This is a genomic window from Salinimonas lutimaris, assembly GCF_005222225.1.
Classification (GTDB): domain Bacteria; phylum Pseudomonadota; class Gammaproteobacteria; order Enterobacterales; family Alteromonadaceae; genus Alteromonas; species Alteromonas lutimaris.
In genome coordinates, this window is the sequence record NZ_CP036536.1 from 2813719 (window position 1) to 2832520 (window position 18802).

General features: G+C 50.0%; 15 protein-coding genes. 11 read left to right on the plus strand and 4 right to left on the minus strand.

All coding sequences use genetic code 11. The features are described 5' to 3' along the window. Window positions 1-112 precede the first annotated feature (112 nt). Window positions 113-1084 carry a calcium/sodium antiporter gene (locus EZV72_RS12395; RefSeq protein ID WP_137167532.1) on the plus strand — a complete coding sequence of 324 codons (972 nt, stop codon included), beginning with the start codon at window positions 113-115 and terminating at the stop codon, window positions 1082-1084. On the opposite strand, the gene EZV72_RS12400 is transcribed toward EZV72_RS12395, so the two are convergent. Continuing rightward, window positions 1081-1476: a hypothetical protein gene (locus EZV72_RS12400; RefSeq protein ID WP_137167533.1), complete on the minus strand. Its 396-nt coding sequence runs from the start codon at window positions 1474-1476 to the stop codon at window positions 1081-1083. The genes EZV72_RS12395 and EZV72_RS12400 overlap by 4 nt on opposite strands. A 256-nt stretch (window positions 1477-1732) precedes the next feature. Here EZV72_RS12400 and asnS point away from each other — a divergent pair, with 256 nt between their 5' ends. The 7 genes from asnS (at window position 1733) to EZV72_RS12435 (ending at window position 11787) form a co-directional block, all read left to right on the plus strand. Further along, window positions 1733-3133 carry an asparagine--tRNA ligase gene (gene asnS / locus EZV72_RS12405; RefSeq protein WP_137167534.1) on the plus strand — a complete coding sequence of 467 codons (1401 nt, stop codon included), beginning with the start codon at window positions 1733-1735 and terminating at the stop codon, window positions 3131-3133. 185 nt (window positions 3134-3318) lie between these two features. Next, window positions 3319-4464, plus strand: coding sequence for a paraquat-inducible protein A (locus EZV72_RS12410; protein ID WP_137167535.1), 1146 nt, complete (start codon window positions 3319-3321; stop codon window positions 4462-4464). Continuing rightward, window positions 4457-6097 carry an intermembrane transport protein PqiB gene (pqiB, locus tag EZV72_RS12415; RefSeq protein WP_137167536.1) on the plus strand — a complete coding sequence of 547 codons (1641 nt, stop codon included), beginning with the start codon at window positions 4457-4459 and terminating at the stop codon, window positions 6095-6097. The genes EZV72_RS12410 and pqiB overlap by 8 nt, the downstream gene beginning before the upstream one ends. Further along, on the plus strand, window positions 6097-6678 hold the full coding sequence (locus tag EZV72_RS12420; protein WP_137167537.1) for a PqiC family protein: 582 nt from the start codon (window positions 6097-6099) through the stop codon (window positions 6676-6678). Before pqiB ends, EZV72_RS12420 begins: the two co-directional genes overlap by 1 nt. A gap of 178 nt (window positions 6679-6856) precedes the next feature. Next, complete coding sequence (locus EZV72_RS12425) at window positions 6857-8008, plus strand: efflux RND transporter periplasmic adaptor subunit (RefSeq protein WP_137167538.1); 1152 nt, start codon at window positions 6857-6859, stop codon at window positions 8006-8008. Between the two features lie 12 nt (window positions 8009-8020). After that, complete coding sequence (locus EZV72_RS12430) at window positions 8021-11170, plus strand: efflux RND transporter permease subunit (protein ID WP_137167539.1); 3150 nt, start codon at window positions 8021-8023, stop codon at window positions 11168-11170. A 131-nt stretch (window positions 11171-11301) separates the two neighbouring features. Then, window positions 11302-11787: a GNAT family N-acetyltransferase gene (locus tag EZV72_RS12435; protein ID WP_137167540.1), complete on the plus strand. Its 486-nt coding sequence runs from the start codon at window positions 11302-11304 to the stop codon at window positions 11785-11787. Window position 11788: 1 nt separating this feature from the next. On the opposite strand, the gene EZV72_RS12440 is transcribed toward EZV72_RS12435, so the two are convergent. Beyond that, complete coding sequence (locus EZV72_RS12440; RefSeq protein ID WP_137167541.1) at window positions 11789-12454, minus strand: TetR/AcrR family transcriptional regulator; 666 nt, start codon at window positions 12452-12454, stop codon at window positions 11789-11791. 286 nt (window positions 12455-12740) lie between these two features. Between EZV72_RS12440 and EZV72_RS12445 the strand changes: the two genes are divergently transcribed. Continuing rightward, entirely contained in the window at window positions 12741-14867 is a 2127-nt protein-coding gene (locus EZV72_RS12445; RefSeq protein ID WP_137167542.1) for a M3 family metallopeptidase, read from the plus strand. A 51-nt stretch (window positions 14868-14918) separates the two neighbouring features. On the opposite strand, the gene EZV72_RS12450 is transcribed toward EZV72_RS12445, so the two are convergent. Then, window positions 14919-15383: an SRPBCC domain-containing protein gene (locus EZV72_RS12450; RefSeq protein WP_137167543.1), complete on the minus strand. Its 465-nt coding sequence runs from the start codon at window positions 15381-15383 to the stop codon at window positions 14919-14921. A gap of 148 nt (window positions 15384-15531) precedes the next feature. On the opposite strand from EZV72_RS12450, the gene EZV72_RS12455 reads away from it, so the two are divergent. Continuing rightward, window positions 15532-15750, plus strand: coding sequence for a VF530 family protein (locus EZV72_RS12455; protein WP_137167544.1), 219 nt, complete (start codon window positions 15532-15534; stop codon window positions 15748-15750). Window positions 15751-15808: 58 nt separating this feature from the next. On the opposite strand, the gene EZV72_RS12460 is transcribed toward EZV72_RS12455, so the two are convergent. After that, entirely contained in the window at window positions 15809-17521 is a 1713-nt protein-coding gene (locus EZV72_RS12460; RefSeq protein ID WP_137167545.1) for an AMP-binding protein, read from the minus strand. A gap of 381 nt (window positions 17522-17902) precedes the next feature. Between EZV72_RS12460 and EZV72_RS12465 the strand changes: the two genes are divergently transcribed. Then, window positions 17903-18718, plus strand: a complete 816-nt coding sequence (locus EZV72_RS12465) for an SDR family NAD(P)-dependent oxidoreductase (protein WP_137167546.1) — start codon at window positions 17903-17905, stop codon at window positions 18716-18718. The last annotated feature ends 84 nt before the right edge of the window (window positions 18719-18802 follow it).

Below are 18802 nucleotides of genomic sequence, written 5' to 3' on the forward strand. Positions count from 1 at the left end.
TTGCATAGTAAAATCAGCACGGCATTTTTTCATCGTTACGATGATCAAATATGATGGATTTTTTCGCCTTCCCCGGCGTACTAAATCCGGTTCTTTTGTGTAAGGAGAGGTTATGATTTTAGCAACGGTTGCCATTTTGGTCGGTTTGCCGGTGTTATTGTGGAGTGCAGGAAAATTTGTTGACGGGGCATCGGGGGTGGCCCGGCATTTTGGTGTGTCACCACTGATCATCGGTATGATCATCATTGGCTTTGGTACCTCAGCGCCGGAAATTATTGTCTCCGTATTTGCCTCTGTGCAAGGGAATTCCGGCATTGCGCTGGGTAATGCGTTTGGCTCAAACATTGCCAACATTGGCCTGGTGCTGGGCTTAACCGCCCTGTTCAGTCCAATTGCGGTGCGCTCGGAAATTATCCGTCGCGAATTGCCCATCATGCTGGCGATTACCTTCATTGCCACCTGGCAGTTGCTGGATTTGAATTTGTCCAAGGACGATGCTTTTACCCTGCTGGGACTATTTCTGCTATTGATGGGCTGGAGCATCTGGCAAGGCATTAAGGGCAAAAACGACAGTCTGGCCTCAGAATATGAAAATGAACTGGAAAGTGGTGCCACACCGGTTAAAGCCAATGTGGTGTGGTTGCTTGCTGGTCTGGTTTTACTGATTGCCAGCTCGCGCATTCTGGTCTGGGGCGCGGTGGAAATTGCCACTCACTTCGGGGTCAGTGACACTATCATCGGCCTGACCATCATCGCGGTGGGCACCTCCTTGCCTGAGCTGGCATCATCGTTGATGGCGGTGCGCAAAAAAGAGCATGATCTGGCGCTGGGCAATGTTATCGGCTCAAATATGTTTAATATTCTGGCTGTGGTGGGTCTTGCCGGCGTTATTCACCCAACGCAGATTGACAGCAGCTTTTTCTATCGGGACATCATGGTGATGGTGGCCTTCTCGGTGGCTCTGTTTATATTTTGTATTGGTATTAAGCGTCAGGGCCGGTTAAACCGGCTGGAAGGCGGCGCGTTTTGCCTGGCGTATATAGGTTATACCTGGTACCTGATTAACTCTGCATTTATCGGCTAGCCAAAATGCAGGGTGAGGCCAAATAAAATGGCCAGCCCTGCGGTAAGCAGAATATAAAGATTCACGCCATACTCGTCGCGTTTGCGGCGGGTGCGGCGAATGCGCATTATCATGGCAATGACAGTAATCCCAAGACACGTCTGGGTTATCCGGAACAGCACGCCAATCAATTCTGCTGACCACCCTGTATCTCCCGGAATATTCCAGTAGCGCTGAAGTCCTGTGACAAAGTCAGGCCGGGCATAATGAAACACAATCAGCGCCACCATCAGCAGCAGCCACGCCAGAATATTTAATCCAATAAGCACCTGATAAAAGCGGTCTCTGGCTTTTGGCCGGCGACGCCGGTTTGCAGAAGATTGTGAACGATCGGGCTGGGCTGTTTGATTCAATGAATTCTGGCATCCGGTTTAGGTTTAAGTATACTAGCCATAATTATTACGTAAGAACCCAGAATTTGTCTTAATATCGGCGCTTTTTTCGCCAGCATGGATAAATCCTGCTTCACAATTTGCTCTGGCGTGGTGATTTTCTCATCGAAAATGACTGCCAAAGCCCGCTATACGCACGTTCATGATGCAGCTTTATGCTGAGTGTGCGAAGATATCTGGTTCTGACAAAACACCACATTCATACGGAGAACATACAATGACGCACACGCCCGTTGTCGACGTACTTAAGGGTAAGTACGCAGTTGGCGAAACGGTGACAGTAAAAGGTTGGGTGAGAACACGCCGTGATTCTAAAGCCGGCTTGTCTTTTATTGCACTGCACGATGGTAGCTGTTTTGATCCAGTGCAGGTTATCGCGTTAAATTCTCTGCCAAATTACGAAAACGATGTGCAGCGCCTGACCGCAGGTTGCTCGCTGTCGGTCACTGCCACGGTAAAAGAATCTCAGGGTCAGGGCCAGTCTCTGGAACTGGAAGCCACTGCAATCGAAGTGCTGGGCTGGGTAGAAAACCCGGACTCTTACCCGATGGCCGCCAAGCGTCACTCAATTGAGTATTTGCGTGAGTATGCCCACCTGCGTCCTCGTACCAATGTGATTGGCGCGGTTACCCGGGTTCGTAACTGTTTGTCTCAGGCAATCCACCGCTTTTTCCATGAACGCGGATATTACTGGATCAGCACCCCAATTCTGACGGCCAGTGACACAGAAGGTGCCGGTGAAATGTTCCGCGTATCCACACTGGATATGATGAACCTGCCAATGACAGAACAGGGCGAAGTCGATTACAAAGAAGACTTCTTTGGCAAAGAAACGTACCTGACGGTATCTGGTCAGCTTAACGTAGAAACCTATTGTACAGCCATGTCCAAGGTCTATACCTTTGGCCCGACTTTCCGTGCTGAAAATAGCAATACCTCACGTCATCTGGCTGAATTCTGGATGATTGAACCGGAAGTGGCTTTTGCAGATTTATCTGATGTTGCCGGACTGGCCGAAGATATGCTGAAATATGTGTGTAAAGCGGTTCTGGAAGAGCGTGCTGACGATATGGCATTTTTTGCTCAACGGATTAACAAAGAGGTTATTGACCGTCTTGAAAAGCTGGTCTCCTCTGACTTTGTTCGTATGGACTACACCGATGCTATCGAGATTCTGCAAAACTGCGGTAAGCAATTTGAGTTTCCGGTTGAATGGGGTGTGGACCTGTCTTCTGAGCATGAGCGCTATCTGGCGGAAGAGCACGTAGGTGCGCCCATCATCATGCAAAACTACCCTAAAGATATTAAAGCGTTTTACATGCGCATTAATGATGACAACAAAACCGTGGCGGCGATGGATGTCCTGGCCCCGGGAATTGGTGAAATCATCGGTGGTTCACAGCGTGAAGAACGTCTGGATGTATTTGATGCCCGTCTCGAAGAGATGGGCCTGAGCAAAGAAGATTACAGCTGGTATCGTGATCTGCGTCGCTACGGCACGGTGCCGCACTCGGGTTTCGGCCTGGGCTTTGAGCGTCTGGTGGCCTATGTGACCGGTATGCAGAACGTACGTGATGTAATTCCATTTCCACGGACACCGGGTAGCGCGTCTTTCTAAGCTGCCTGACAGAATAAGCCGGCGTATGCCGGCTTTTTTGTTTGTAAGGCGAGCAAACATAATGGCGCTTTACAGGGTAAAAACATGATTTAATTGGAGTCTGCGGCAATATTTTCTATTATAAATAAAAAGACTTAGCCTGACTCCGACTCACCATTTTACTCGCAGGAAAAAACACACAGCGCATGAATAAAAGCCACCCTACTTCCATTGTCTGCGACCAGTGCTACACCCGGGTTGATATACCCGCGCTGGATCATTGTCAGGAAGCCTTCTGCCCCACCTGCGAACATGCCATGCTGACCTTTCGAAAATTTGGCAGCGAGCACAGCCTGGCGTTTGCTATATCGGCACTGGTGCTTCTGGTACTGAGTCTGCCGTTTAATTTTCTGATATTTAAAAGTAACGGGCAGCAGCATAGTATCAACATTACCGATACTCTGAATGTACTGATTAACCAGGACTATCTGTCGCTGGCATTGATAACCGCGCTGGCTATTCTCATCATTCCCCTGATTGTGCTGACAGGCATTGCGGTGTTGTCCGCTGGCTATCTGCGGCAACGCCGAATCCGTTTGTTTAAACCGGTTTATCACACTGTGAATAACCTCATGCAATGGAGCATGGCCGAAGTGTTTATGGTGGGTACACTGGTTAGCCTGATAAAAGTCACCTCACTGGCTGATGTCGCCTACGGCGCCTCTTTTTATGCATTTATCGGCTTCGCCGTGTGTCTGACCCTGGCCATGGTTAACTATGACCGTAACCGACTGGGCCTGTGGTTATACAAGGGCGCTCTGCCTGCGCCCAAACCGCTGACCGAAGCCGGCGCCTCAGCCAGTATTCAGCGCACCTACGCCCTGCTGCTGGTCTCTGCCCTGCTGTACATTCCGGCTAATGTACTGCCTATCATGCACACCGAATTATTTGGCCGGGACGAGCCTAATACAATTATTGGCGGGGTCATTTCCCTATGGCAATCTGGATCTTATCCGGTGGCGCTGGTAATTTTAGTGGCCAGCGTGGTGGTGCCGGTGGCCAAGATCCTGATTCTGGGCTGGCTTAACTATACCGTGCAGCGGCGCTACCAGCGCCGTAAGCGCTCACGGGTCAAGTTTTACCGCGTCACCGAAGCCATTGGTCGCTGGTCAATGATTGATGTTTTTGTGGTTGCCATACTGGTTGGCCTGATTCAGCTGGGCAATACCATTTCAATTAACCCGGGGCCCGCGGCCCTGGCCTTTTGCGCCGTAGTCTTTGTAACCATGATTGCGGCGATGACGTTTGACGCACGATTAATATGGATAGACAGGAAAGCAATAGATGAGTGAGCACGCGCATATAAAGTCTACCCGCCGCATTTCAAAAATCTGGATCATCCCGATTCTGGTGATTATTGTGGGTGGCTGGATGGTGTATACCCAGTGGAAAAACCAGGGGCCGCTCATTACCATTGAGGTAAAATCGGCCAGCGGTATTGAGGTGAACAAAACCACCATCAAAGTACGCGACTTTGATGTGGGCCAGGTAAAAAAGATTGAGCTTAAGCCTGATTTAGACGGCGTGCTGGTGACCGCACGAATGGAAGCCAGTGCCGCACGCCTGTTAACTGACAAAACCAAATTCTGGGTGGTTGCCCCGCGCATCAGCTTTTCTGAAGTGTCTGGCCTGAACACCTTATTGTCGGGCAGTTATATTGCTATGTCGGCCAATGAGTCGGGCAAAGACCGGCGTCATTTTGTGGCCAGCGAACGCCCACCGGCCACCCCTCCCGGCACTCCCGGGCTGCACGTTAAACTAAAAAGTGATGACCAGTTTGCCTTCAAATCCGGCGACCCGATTATCTATAAAGGTTACAAGGTGGGTGAATTTGAAGAGTCAGAGTTTAATATTGAAGAGCGTGCGGTGTATTACAGTGCGTTCATTGAAAGTCCCTACCATAAGCTGGTCACCGAAAATACCCGCTTCTGGAATATCAGCGGCGTGAAACTGCATCTGCGTTCCGGTGGCGTAAAAATTGAAACCGGCAGCCTGGAAACGCTGCTGGCCAATGGTGTTACCTTTGGTATTCCTAAAGGGATTAGCAAGGGCGAGCCGGCCGGAGAGAGTGCCAGCTACGTGATTTATGAAGATCAAACCGCCGCCTCTAATGCCCGCTACAAGTTATCGGCTGATTACTTACTACTGATTGACGAAACCGTTCGCGGCCTGACTGTGGGTGCGCCGGTGGAATACCGTGGTATTGAAATTGGTGAGGTGAAGGAAATTAATGCCACCGAGCAACTGGAAGGCAATATTCTGGATGAGGACTACCCCATTCCTGTTCTTATCAGTATTTATCCGGGCAAAGTACGTCAGGAAGATACCGAGGAGGCTCTGGCTAAGGTAAAAGAAGTGATGCGCAGCTGGGTTCAACGGGATTTACGGGCCACCTTACGGATGGGCAATGTACTGACCGGTGGCTTGTATGTGGATCTGCATCATGCCAAGAGCCCAGAGCCGGCCGTCTTCACTCAAATCAACGGCTTGCCGGTAATTCCGACCATGTCTAATGAGTTTACTCAAATTACTCAGAAAGCCGATGCAATTATGGACAAAATCAATGATCTGCCATTATCGGATATGGTCACCGAGGTCCGGGCTGTGGTGGAAGCCATGGCATCAGCCGCTACCTCGCTGGAAGAAACCAGTACCGAATTTGATAAAACCCTGGATGATATTGATACCAGGGCGCTGAATAAAAATCTGAATCAGGCACTGGCGGATCTGTCTTCGCTGCTGCGTAATTATTCTGAAGGCGGACTGGATCAGAACGAAATTAAAGATACGGTGGATGCTATGCAGGACACCTTGCGTAGTCTGCAACCATTACTGTTACAGTTAAATCAGTCACCCAATAGCTTTATTTTTTCAGATAACAGTGGTGTGGATAAACAGCCAAAAGCCAAACAGGAAAAGCACTAATGATGAAGCATGTCACAGGGTCTGTTTTAGGTGGTCCGCTGCTTGCTGCTGCCGTAATGCTAAGCGGTTGTGCCAGTAACGCGGTGGATTTGCATTATTACTTACTGCATTCACCGTCTCACAAGCCCGTCAGCCCTACCGGACAGGTCAGTAAACAAATACGGTTTGAGCAGCTGCGTTTACCGGACTATCTTAAACAACGGGGGCTGGCTATGCAGACCGGCCCGGCTACCGTGTATTTTTCCTCCCAGCATGTGTGGGCCGAGCCTTTAAATGCCGGCCTGTTGCAGTCACTGACCGACACTCTGTGGCAGCAAGAGCAGGTTCAGGTATTGCCCAATAATATTTACAAAGCGCGTCAGATGCCCCGGGTCGATTTACAGATTGACGATTTGATCGCTACCCACACCAGCGATGTGCTGCTTAAGGGCCACTACTGGGTTCACTACCCTGACGGCGAGTCAAAGGTACACCGGTTTGATTTTCGTGCCGCCTTGCAGCAGGATGGATTCGAACACACAGTGGTGAAGATGCGTGAGCTGGTTGGCCAGCTGGCCGCTGACATTGGGAAAAATGTGTAAACAGAAAGACACATCTGCCAACACAAAAATCACAGGCATTTCAAAAAGCTGGGGAAAATACACGACAAACGTGTCAGTATATCGGACAAAGAATAATAACTCGTTACATTTGCACAGAGTTTGTCTTATTATTGCGCAGTAATATAAGGACATCTTTGCTACTAAAGCGAAATTCACTATGAAATGGATAAAAGTTTTGGCTCCGGTTGCTGTGTTGGCAATTGGTGGTGCACTGGCGTTTGGGGTGGTTGCCACAGCGCCACAAAGCGCTGAGAGCGAGCCGGTTGACACCCGCCCTGTGGTCACCGTCAGTACCCTTTCCCCGATGGATTATACTGTCACTATCACCTCATACGGTGAAGTCGCCCCGCTTGAGTCAACCCGGCTGGCTGCCCAGGTAGCCGGAGAAATCACACACTGGAACCCTGCGTTTGTCAGCGGCGGACTGGTTCGCCGTGGCGAGGTGCTGTACAGCATTGAAAAAGAGGCCTACGAAGCAGCGCTGCTGCTGGCCCAGTCAAACCTGTCATCGGCCAGGGCCCAACTCATTCAGGAACAGGCTCAGGCCCGAGTAGCCGAACGTGAAGCACAGAGCCTGCCCAGCGCGTCGGTGTCAGACTTATACCTGCGCAAACCCCAGATGTTAAGCGCTCAGGCGGCGGTCAAATCTGCTGAAGCACAGCTTAAAATAGCACAGCGCGATTTAGATAACTGCGACGTTAAAGCGCCCTATGACGCCCTAGTGGTGTCCCGGGATATTGGCACCGGTGATTATGTTACCCCCGGCACGTTGACCGCGACACTGAACAATATCGAAAATGCTGAAGTGACCTTCCCGGTTGCCGGTTTTGATCAGCCGTTTTTGCCTGCCGATCTGGTATCCAGTCATGCCCGGGTCAGTTTGCCTAATCAGCAGCATAGCTTTGCTGCCCGAATTCATCGTGATTCTGGCATCGTTGATTCGGCCACCCGTATGACCCACCTGGTACTGCGCATTGATGATCCCTATGGATTACGCAGCGGCCAGCCAAAAGTAAAGTTTGGCACCTATGTGAATGTGTCGTTTGAAGGTAAAACGCTTGAAGATGTGTATCGCATAGAGCAGGAACTGGTCACCAACAGCACCCTGTGGTTACTGGATGACGAGGACAAGCTCTATTCGCGCAAAGTCACAGTACTGCGTGAGGAAGGCGGTGATTTTTATCTGCGCGGAGACTTTGCCAACCGCCAGATTGTAAATACCCTACCGGAATATCCTCAGGATGGTATGGCGGTTAAAGTCATTAAAAAACCCTCCGACGATTTGGTTGCTCACCGCACAACACATTAACAGGGCATTGCCATGAACAATGAATACGATACGCACAAGGGCCTGATCGCCTGGTTTGCTCGCAATTCTGTGGCTGCAAACCTGTTAATGGGCTTTATTCTGATAATGGGCCTGTACAGTTTCAGCTCTGCCCAGCGCCAGATGTTTCCCAACATCGAACTTAACTACATTAAAGTTTCCGCCAATTACCCGGGCGCATCACCGCAGGAAATCGAAGAGTCCATTCTGATTAAAGTTGAAGAGGCGATTAAGGATGTGACCGAAGTAGATCGGATCATCTCCCGGGCCAACCGTAACTTTGGTGAAGTAACACTAGAGATAGATAAAAAAGCCGACCTGGCTGAGGTACTCGATAAAATTAAGCTACGGGTAGACGGTATTGCCACATTTCCGGCTGGCATGGAACCGGTCAATATCATGCAGGAAGAGTTCCGGCAAACAGTGATTGAGATGCCGCTGGTCGGGGATGTACCGCTGGAACAACTCAAACCCCTGGCCAAAGAAATTGAAGATGAATTACTGCAACTGGGCAATGTTTCGCTCGTGTCGGTGGGTGCGCCCAGCGATGAAATTGCTATTGAAATTATGCCGGATCGTCTGCGCCAGTATGGCCTGACGATTAATGATATAGCCAATGCCATTCAGGCCTATTCAGCCAATATTTCTGCCGGTCAGCTACGTACCAATGCCGGGCTTATCTCGGTACGGGTGGAAAATCAGTATTATTCTGGCAGTGAGTTTCGTCAGATTCCGGTTAAGGTAGGTGAGAATGGTGCGCGGGTATTGCTTAGCGATGTAGCGACCATTAACGACGGGTTTACCGAAGGCGAATGGTATTTTAAATATTCTGGCAAAAATGCCATCTATATTGCTGTCAATGCTACCCGCTCGCAGGATATTGTACCGGTGGCCGAAACGGTTAATGCCTATATTGAGGAGCGTAACAAAACACTGCCGGCGGGGATTTCCCTGGAAATACTGGTGGATCTGACTTATTACCTGAACGCCCGCCTGAATATGATGCTGACCAACCTTGCCCAGGGTGCGTTACTGGTCGCTTTGCTGCTAACCCTGTTCCTGCGCTTCCGGCTGGCATTCTGGGTCATGCTGGGCCTGCCTATCTGCTTTTTAGGCGCCTTATTGTTTATGCCATTATTTGGCGTCACCATTAATATCCTGTCGCTGTTTGCCTTTATTATGGTACTGGGTATTGTGGTAGATGATGCCATTGTTATCGGGGAAAGTGCCTATACCGAAATAGAAAGTAAAGGCGGGGGTATCGATAATGTGATTCGTGGTGCCAAGCGGGTGGCAACGCCGGCCACATTTGGCGTGTTAACCACTATCGCTGTATTTGCCCCGACAACCCTGAGTAGCGGGCCCGAAGGCGCCTTTTTTTATAACATCGCGGTGGTCGTCATTTTATGTCTGGCATTTAGTTTAATAGAGTCCAAACTGATTCTGCCAGCCCACATCGCGCATACCAAATTCAGCCCGGTCCGGCCAGACAGCTGGCGGGCGCGGTTCAACTACCGGTTTAATGGTTTTATTAACGGGCCATACAAACGAACCCTGCAACGGGCGGTGCGCTGGCGCTATACCACCCTGGCCGCCTTTGTAGCCATACTGGCGATCAGTATGGGGTTAATTGGTGCTAACTATGTTCGCACGGTTCCCAACCCCAAAGTGCCTCATGACTTCCCGTCGTTTTATCTGGAGGTGAACCAAACCGCCTCTGACGATGCCATTATTAATGCGCTGCAAGTCATTGAGCAGACCATTCGACGGGTGGATGAGGATATTTACAATGAAACCGGCCAGCACATGGTGCGCGATATTCTGGCGTTTAACGAAGAGCGTACCAATGGGCGGGTGGTCGTGCCGCTGGTAGATGAGGAAATCCGTCCATTCAATACGTTTGAACTGGCGCGACGCTGGCGGGAAAACCTGCCGGAAGTGGCCGGTTTGAAAACACTGGAAATTTACGATGATGTAAATGGTCAGCAGGGCGACGGTGAATTTGGCTTCTTGCTGTTTGGCGCCGATATTGACCAGCTTAATACCGCAGGCAGAGCACTGATTGAGATGCTGCAACAAGAGCCCGGTTTATTTGATATCAGCTCAACCATTGATCCGGCCGGCAAAGAAGTTCAGCTCACCTTAAAGCCGGTGGCTTATGATCTGGGCCTGACACTGACCAATGTGGCCAGTCAGGTGGGAGCAGCATTTTACGGCGGCGAAGCCCAGCGGGTCATTCGTGACGGCGAGGAAGTCAAGGTGATGGTGCGCTATCCCAGACTGACTCGTGAACGCTTTGCTGATCTGAAGTATTCGGTTATCCGCACGCCGGCCGGCCAGGAGGTGTTGCTGGGTGATGTGGTTAACTTAGAAGAGCAGCCGGGCATCAGTTATATTCGCCGGGAAAGCGGGTTCAGAAGTGTTTATATCTGGGGCTCAATTGATGAAGAAGCCGTAGAGCCAAACGAAGCCATTAACAAGGTATATTCTGAGCTTATTCCTCAGCTTCAGAAAACCTATCCGTCGGTAATGACCGAGTTGGGCGGTGACATCGAAGAGCAACAGGCGCAGGCCAACGAGCAGCAGGTATTTTTTGTAGCCGCCATGATCATGGTCTATGTGCTGCTTGCCGTGCCCCTTAAAAGCTACGGCCAGCCACTGATTATTATGTCGGTTATTCCGTTTTCAATGACCGGTGCAATCTGGGGCCACTTTCTGCTGGATCTGGATTTGTCCATGATGTCATTTTTCGGGCTTATTGCAGCCGCCGGGGTGGTTATTAACGATTCGCTGGTGATGACCGATTATGTTAATCAGCGCCGCCGTCAGGGGTATACCATCGCCGAGGCGGTGGTGGAAGCCGGCACCGCCCGGTTCCGGGCCATTACCCTGACCTCTATTACTACGTTTGCCGGCGTTCTCCCGCTATTGTTTGAAACCAGCCTGCAGGCAGCGTTTGTTGTACCGATGGCCGCCGCACTGGGTTTTGCGGTGATGTATGCCACGCTGGTAACGCTGATTCTGGTGCCGTGTCTGTATATGATTTTAGAAGATACCGCCAGGCTGTTTGGCCGGCTGTTCCGCTATATCAGCAACCGCATCCGGCGCAAATCACAACCGCAGGCGCCCCACCCTACCCGTTAACCTGCTTAGGCAGATAACCATCGAGCCGGCCGTTGTCGGCGCGATGGTTATCTGACCAAAAGCTTTTGATTATTCTGCCCGGGCCCAGTATGTTGCCTGTCTCAGCATGAACAACAACAAGGAGCCCTTTCATGAGTGATTTAACCATTCGTGCCGCCCGGCCGGCGGATGCCCCAACCATATTACAGTTTGTCAAAGAACTCGCTATTTATGAAAAAGCCGAGCATGAAGTAGAGGCCACCAGCGAGCATATTGCCGCTACCCTGTTTGGCGATACCAGCACAGCGCACTGTGTGTTATGTGAAAGTAACGGGCAGCCCATAGGATTTGCCGTGTACTTTTTCAATTACTCAACCTGGCAGGGTCGCAACGGGCTGTATTTAGAAGATTTGTACGTCAGTCAGCAGGCTCGCGGACAAGGCGCAGGCAAAGCACTGCTTACCCACTTAGCCGGTGTTGCCGTGGATAATGATTGCGGACGCTTTGAATGGAGTGTACTGGACTGGAACGAACCGGCTATCCGTTTTTATGAATCATTAGGCGCCCGGGCCCAAAGCGAGTGGGTAAAATACCGGCTCGACGGTGACGCCCTACAGGCGCTGGCCAGCCAGGCCTGAACTACCGTGCGCCCTCTGGCGCATCGCCGTCAGGCAGATAGCTTTCGCCACTGTGCTGCCTGGCATAGTGGCTGAGAAACAGCCGTGCTGTGCGTTTGGCAATGCAGTCTTTGCGTTCATCGGTAAGCGGCGCTTCGATTTTCATCAGTTGCGGCCAGAAGCAGTGCCCTTTGATCAGGCTCGACAACTCTTTGACCGCATATTCAATATCGCACACCAGCAAACAGCCATCATCGTTTGCCGCATGCAGCCAGCGATGTAATACCGTCTCCTGGGCTGTCAGCTGTTCGATTTCACCTCTTAGGCGCTCCGGCTCATAAAACAGGTGTCCAAAGGCAACCCGGGCCAGCTCCAGATACTCTTCACCGGTAATAAGCTCAATTTCCGCCCGTAGCAGCCTGCTCAGCTGCTCTTCCAGCGAACTGGCGCAGTCGTAAGGAACCGGAATACTCACCAGACTTTTATGCCACAGTGAGCGAATCAGATGCATCACAATGACTTCCTTGGAAGCAAAGTGATTGTAAACCGTGCGCTTAGACACACAGGCCATTTCAGCCAGTTTATCCATGCTGGTGCCGGCCACGCCGTATTTGTGAAAGGCAGCCTTGGCGGCACTAATAATAGCGTCACGCTTGATATCGCTACGGGTTCGGTTATCGCTACTCATCGTGGGTGGCTGATTGACTCATGACTCTCATTCTACACAGCACGTCAGTATAATAAAATGACCTGGGTGGTGCTATCTGGCAGCAAAATGCCGGCATTCGTCGCTTAAGCTGAACGATATTGCGGCGAAACTGATGTTCAGCACACTGCCGAGTTTGGTTAGCGCGACCAATTCTCGGATATCCAAGGCCAGATAAATTGTAGGTTATTAACCAGATTGCTACATTAGGGCTGACAACACAAGAAAACTGGCTCGTTTAAGCCAGTACACACCGATGGAGACAACTATGCGACACACCCTTCTGGCTACTGCCGTTGCTACGGCCATTACGCTAAGTGGCTGTACGACCACCCAGGACGCTCAACAAGAGGATGCTATGCAAGTCGAACAACAAGTTCAGAATATCCTTTTACGCCCCAGCCCGCTGCCTTACCAGACGCCTGAGTTCGATAAGCTGAAAACGTCTGATTATGAGCCGGCTTTTAAACTGGGCATGAAACAGCACGAAAAAGAAATTAAAGCGATTGCGGCGAACCCGCAGCAGGCCACGTTTGACAATACCGTGCTGGCCATGGAAAACAGTGGCGAACTGCTGAATCGGGCAGCGACCGTTTTTTTCAATCTGTCAGGCATTAAATCTGATGCCGAGATTCAGCGCATTGAAGCTGACATTGCGCCAAAGCTGGCGGCGCATAACGATGATATCTTCTTGAATAACGCGCTGTTTCAGCGAGTTAAAACGGTTTATGAAAACCGTGACAGCCTGAGCGCTATCGATCAGCGCCTGACGGAATATTATTACGACCAGTTTATCCGTTCTGGTGCCAACCTGAATGATGCTGATAAAAGCACCATGCGTAAGCTGAATGAGCGTATTACTACACTGCAAACTCAGTTTTCGCAAAACATTCTGGCCTCATTTAAAAACGATACCATTCTAGTCACCGATGAAAGCCAGCTGGCCGGTCTGTCTGACTCAGACAAAGCCAGCCTGAAAGCGGCCGCTGAAGATGCCGGTAAGTCCGGTTATTTAATCACACTGGTCAACACCACCCGCCAGCCGGTGCTGTCCAGCCTTGAAAACCGCGAATTGCGTCAGCGCGTTTATGAAACGTCGGCCAACCGTGCCATGGATTCCAACGGCCCGATTATTCTGGAACTGACGAAACTGCGAGCACAAAAAGCCAGACTACTGGGCTTTGATAACTGGGCGTCATACAAAATTGATGACCAGATGGCGCAAAATCCATCAAACGTGTTCGATATTCTGGACTCACTGGCCCCCAAAGCGGTGGAGAAAGCCAAAGCTGAAGCGGCTGACATTGAAAAAGTGATGCATGAAGACGGCGTAAAGGGTGACGTGCAGCCATGGGATTGGGCGTACTACGCTGAAAAAGTGCGTAAAGCCAAGTACGACTTTGACGATAGCGAAATCAAACCTTACTTTGAGCTGGACAGCGTGCTGGAAAACGGACTGTTTTTTGCCATGGAAAAACTGTACGGCATCACATTTAAAGAGCGTACTGATCTGCCGCTTTATGTAGAAGACTCCCGGGTATTTGAAGTATTCAATGAAGATGGCAGTAGTGTAGGCCTGTTCTTCTTTGACCCATATGCCCGCGAAGGCAAAAATGGGGGGGCCTGGATGAGCGAGTTTGTTACCCAAAGCTTTGCCAACAATACCAAGCCGGTGGTTATCAATGAACTGAACATTGTTAAGCCTGCCGAAGGCGAGCCAACTCTGCTGTCATTTGACGAAGTCACTACCCTGTTCCACGAGTTTGGTCACGCCGCGCACGGATTGTTCTCACAGGTAAAATATACCAGCCTGGCCGGTACCGCCACTGCCCGCGATTTTGTTGAGTTTCCGTCGCAGTTCCATGAAGACTGGGCCATTGAGCCTTCAGTGCTGGCAAACTACGCCAAGCATTACAAAACCGGCGAAGCGATTCCTCAGCCGCTACTGGAAAAAGCCATGAAAGCGGTGAAATTTAACCAGGGTTACGATACGACCGAGTACCTGGCTGCTGCGCTGCTGGACATGGAATGGCACATGATTGGTTCTGATGCCAACATTACTGATGTAGCCGCATTTGAACAACAGGCGCTGGCCAAACACGGCATTGATTATGCCCCGGTAGCCCCGCGCTATAAATCAAACTACTTCAGCCATACCTTTGCCGGTGGGTATTCTGCCGGATACTACGCCTACCTGTGGACCGAAGTGCTGGCGGCCGATGCCTTTGCGTATATGGAAGATCAGGGTGGTCTGTCCCGCGAAAACGGTGATACCTTCCGTAAAGAGATTCTGTCGAAAGGTAACAGTGAAGATCTGATGGAAAATTATGTGGACTTCCGAGGCCAGAAGCCCACCACAGATGCTCTGATGAAACGACGCGGTCTGACTGACTAAACTGTTTTATGCTGTTAACGAAGCCCGGCGGGACCTGCCCTCCGGGCTTTTTTATTGCTGATGAATCCGATTCCGGACGCGACCCAGTAGCGTTGCGTCCGGAACTATCAGGCACGATACTTCACACTCTACAATAAACCGTGCCAGTAACCCTTCCACATCAAGTGGTTGGTCAGTAAATGGCAACTGATGCCCTGATAGCGAAAAAATCACTTCGGTGCCGGTTGTTTTACGGTTAATGAAAATGGACCCGAGCAGCTGCTTTTGAATACAGAAGTGAATTTCACGAAATGCTTTAATCCGGCTGTAGTGCCCTTCTATACTACGACTCCATTTTTCGTTTCTGCCGTGTAGCTCGAATTGAAATGCTCCGCCCTCAATCAGTTCGTTTTGAGCCGATATACACTGCCAGAAGTCCGGGCAGCTTACCCAACGCCGCATAACAGCAGGCTGCGTCCAGCTATACCATACGGTTTCAAGACTAGCGTTAAGCATAAAACGATATTCGTATGGCATGTGTAAATCACCTTTTTGTGTTAATTTTTATTCCTGAGTCAGAAGATATAGCAGAAGCTGCTATTTTCGCCACGAAATGTGCCGTGTTTCGGGTTAAAAATTTGATAAACTATGCTCATTATCGCGCCGGACAATTCGCGGAGTAAAGATGAGCGCACAACAACCCAATAACCCTTTACATGGCATTACGCTGGAAAAAGTAGTCAGCGATCTTCAAGCGCATTACGGCTGGGATGGCCTGTATAACCGCATTCGGGTTAACTGCTTTCACAGCGACCCGTCGGTAAAGTCATCACTGAAATTTTTGCGTAAAACACAATGGGCCAGAGATAAGGTAGAAAAGCTGTACGTAGAAACCTTTTATTAAAGAAAGACAAAACCCGGGCTGGCCCGGGTTATGTCAGATTAGCAACAGGACGGGTGGCTTATACCGCAGCGCGTTGCTGTAATTCGGCAATCATATGCTCACGCATCTTGAATTTTTGCAGTTTGCCAGTGACCGTCATTGGATAGTCTTCAACAATACTGATGTACACAGGAACTTTAAAATAGGCCAGATGCGCTTTCAGATACTCCCTGATTTGCTGTTCGCTCATCGTACGGCCTTCTTTGACTTTCAGCCACAGACACACCTGCTCACCATATTTGTTGTCAGGAATACCAAAAACGGCGGCATCCGATACATCATCATGTAAGTATAAAATCTCTTCAATTTCCCGTGGGTAGATATTTTCGCCCCCGCGGATAATCAGATCTTTAATACGCCCGACAATGGTGACATATCCCTGCGCGTCCATCTCTCCCAGATCGCCTGAATGTAGCCAGCCCTGATCATCAATAGTCGCTTTGGTTTTTGTTTCATCGCCCCAGTAGCCCTGCATCACACAATATCCACGGGCACAAATTTCACCGGGCTCCTCCAGCCGGGCAATATTGCCTGCGCTATTAATAATCTTCACTTCAGTATGCGCCATGGCCCGGCCAACAGTTTTCACCTGTTTCTCAAGCGGTGAGTCAATGTCGGTAATATGGTTGATCGGGCTGCACTCGGTTTGTCCGTATCCGATGACCACCTCGTTCATATGAAACACAGCGTGCACCTTGCGCATCAGTTCTTCCGGGCAGGTACTGCCAGCCATTACTCCGGTACGCAGGGTACTAAGGTCATATTGTGAAAACTCCGGCAGTTCCTGCTCGGCGATAAACATGGTAGGAACACCATGCAGCCCGGTGCATTTTTCTTCCTGCACAGCCTGCAAAGTTGCAGCCGGCTCAAAGGCAACAGACGGGAATACCGCACAGGCACCTACGGCCATACAAACCAGATTACCCAGTACCATGCCAAAGCAGTGGTACAGCGGCACCGGAATACATAAACGGTCTGCGTCGGTGAATTTCATGGCGCGGGCCACCAGCAGCCCGTTGTTCAGAATATTGTAATGACTGAGCGTGGCACCTTTAGGATTACCTGTGGTGCCGGATGTAAACTGAATATTGACCGGCTCGCTGGCTTTGAGCGTATTTTCTATCTCAAGTAGCTGATTCAGCTGGGTTGATGTGCCCATCTCTGTTAACGCTGAAAATGGCAACATGCCGGTATAAGGGGTATCGGAGGTTACAATAACCTGCTGTAGTGAAGGCAGTCGTGCACTACCGGTAAAATCAGAGGTCGTAAGCTCAGGCACCAGCTCGTTAATCATTTGCACATAGTCAGAGCTTTTAAATGATTCGGCCATGACCAGATATCTGACTCCGACGTTATTGATCGCAAACTCCAGCTCATGTGGACGGTAGGCCGGATTCAGGCACACCATAATAGCGCCCATTCTGGCTGTGGCATACTGAATCAAAGACCATTCAATGGTATTGGGCGACCATATCCCTACCCGGTCACCCGGCTGAACGCCTAATGCGAGTAATCCGGTAGCCACCCTTTCAACCTGTTCCCACAGCTGCGCGTAGCTCCAGCGAATATTCTGATGACGCACTACAATAGCATCCGACTCAGGAAATTTGTCGACAATACCCTTTAAATGCTGGCCAATCGTGGCATCACTCAAAGGGGCGCCCTGACCGCCATAGTAATAGCTTTCAGATAAAGGTAATGCGGGCTGACTAATAACAGTGGTGTCGGGCATGGCTTGCCTCCTTGCCGGATATATCATTGAATATAGCATTCCATACTGCTATTACTGGTTTGCTTACTAGTGCCATCACAGCGTCAGATGGTGATGACTGAACTGGCAGAATAAATAACCGACACATAAAACTCAACATTAATTAACATTTATTTTACCCAGCCACATTGTCGACAATTCATATTTAAAAGTGACTGTCCAGGCTTTGCTCAAAAAGTGACTGTCCAGGCTTCGTCCAAGCTTTGGATGTGGCTGGTGCGGCGACTGCTATGAGGATTATCAAAAAAACAGAGAAACTGATTGGCCAGAAATCCGGTTTTTCTGAACTTTTATGGTTGCTACCATTTGCTTAATAACCAGTTTGACAGAGGAGACAGCACCATGAACAAAACCGTTTTACTAACCGGAGCGACCGACGGCATTGGCCTGGCTACGGCAAAGAAAATGGCAGCGGGCGGTCATACTCTGTTGTTACATGGCAGAAGTGAAACAAAGCTTAATCAGTTGAAAAGCCAACTCACAGCGCACTATCACGACTTGCCTGTCTGGCTGTATCGCGCCAATCTGACTCAGCCCGATGAGATCCTGGCCATGGCAAAGAAAATTCGCCACCAGCATCAGCGCATTGATGTGCTAATTAATAATGCCGGTGTGCACGCTAAGCCTGATGAACCAAATCCACAGCAGCTGGACCCTCGGTATATGGTAAATACCATTGCCCCGTTTATGTTGGTTCAGGAGCTTCGCGGCCTGTTTTATGCCCGCTCAAGGGTTATTAATGTGGCCTCGGCCGCCCAGCACCCGCTGAAGGTACAGGAGCTGACCGCTCAGAGCGCACAGGGTGACGGCATTGTGTATGCCAAAAGTAAGCTGGCACTGATTATGTGGACCTACGCGCAGGCAATGACATTTACCCCTCAATCTCCCCGCTACATTTCGATCAATCCAAAATCCCTGCTGGGAAGCAAAATGGTAAAACAGGCTTACGGTATTGATGGTGCTGATATCAGTATTGGTGCAGATATTTTACTCAGGGCAGCGTTTAGCGACGAATTTGAACAGGCGTCAGGCAAATATTATGATAACGACACTGAACAGTTTGCTCTGCCTCACCCTGATGGCACCAACTTACTTAGATGTAATGAGCTGCTGGAAACACTGAAACTGATTACAGCATCGATGAAAACCGCGGTTTAAACGATTGTGTTTTTGAATAGAAGAATTTATTCGATAAACAGCAAAGACGCTAAAGACGGGATTTGCTATTCTGCGCGGCCGTTG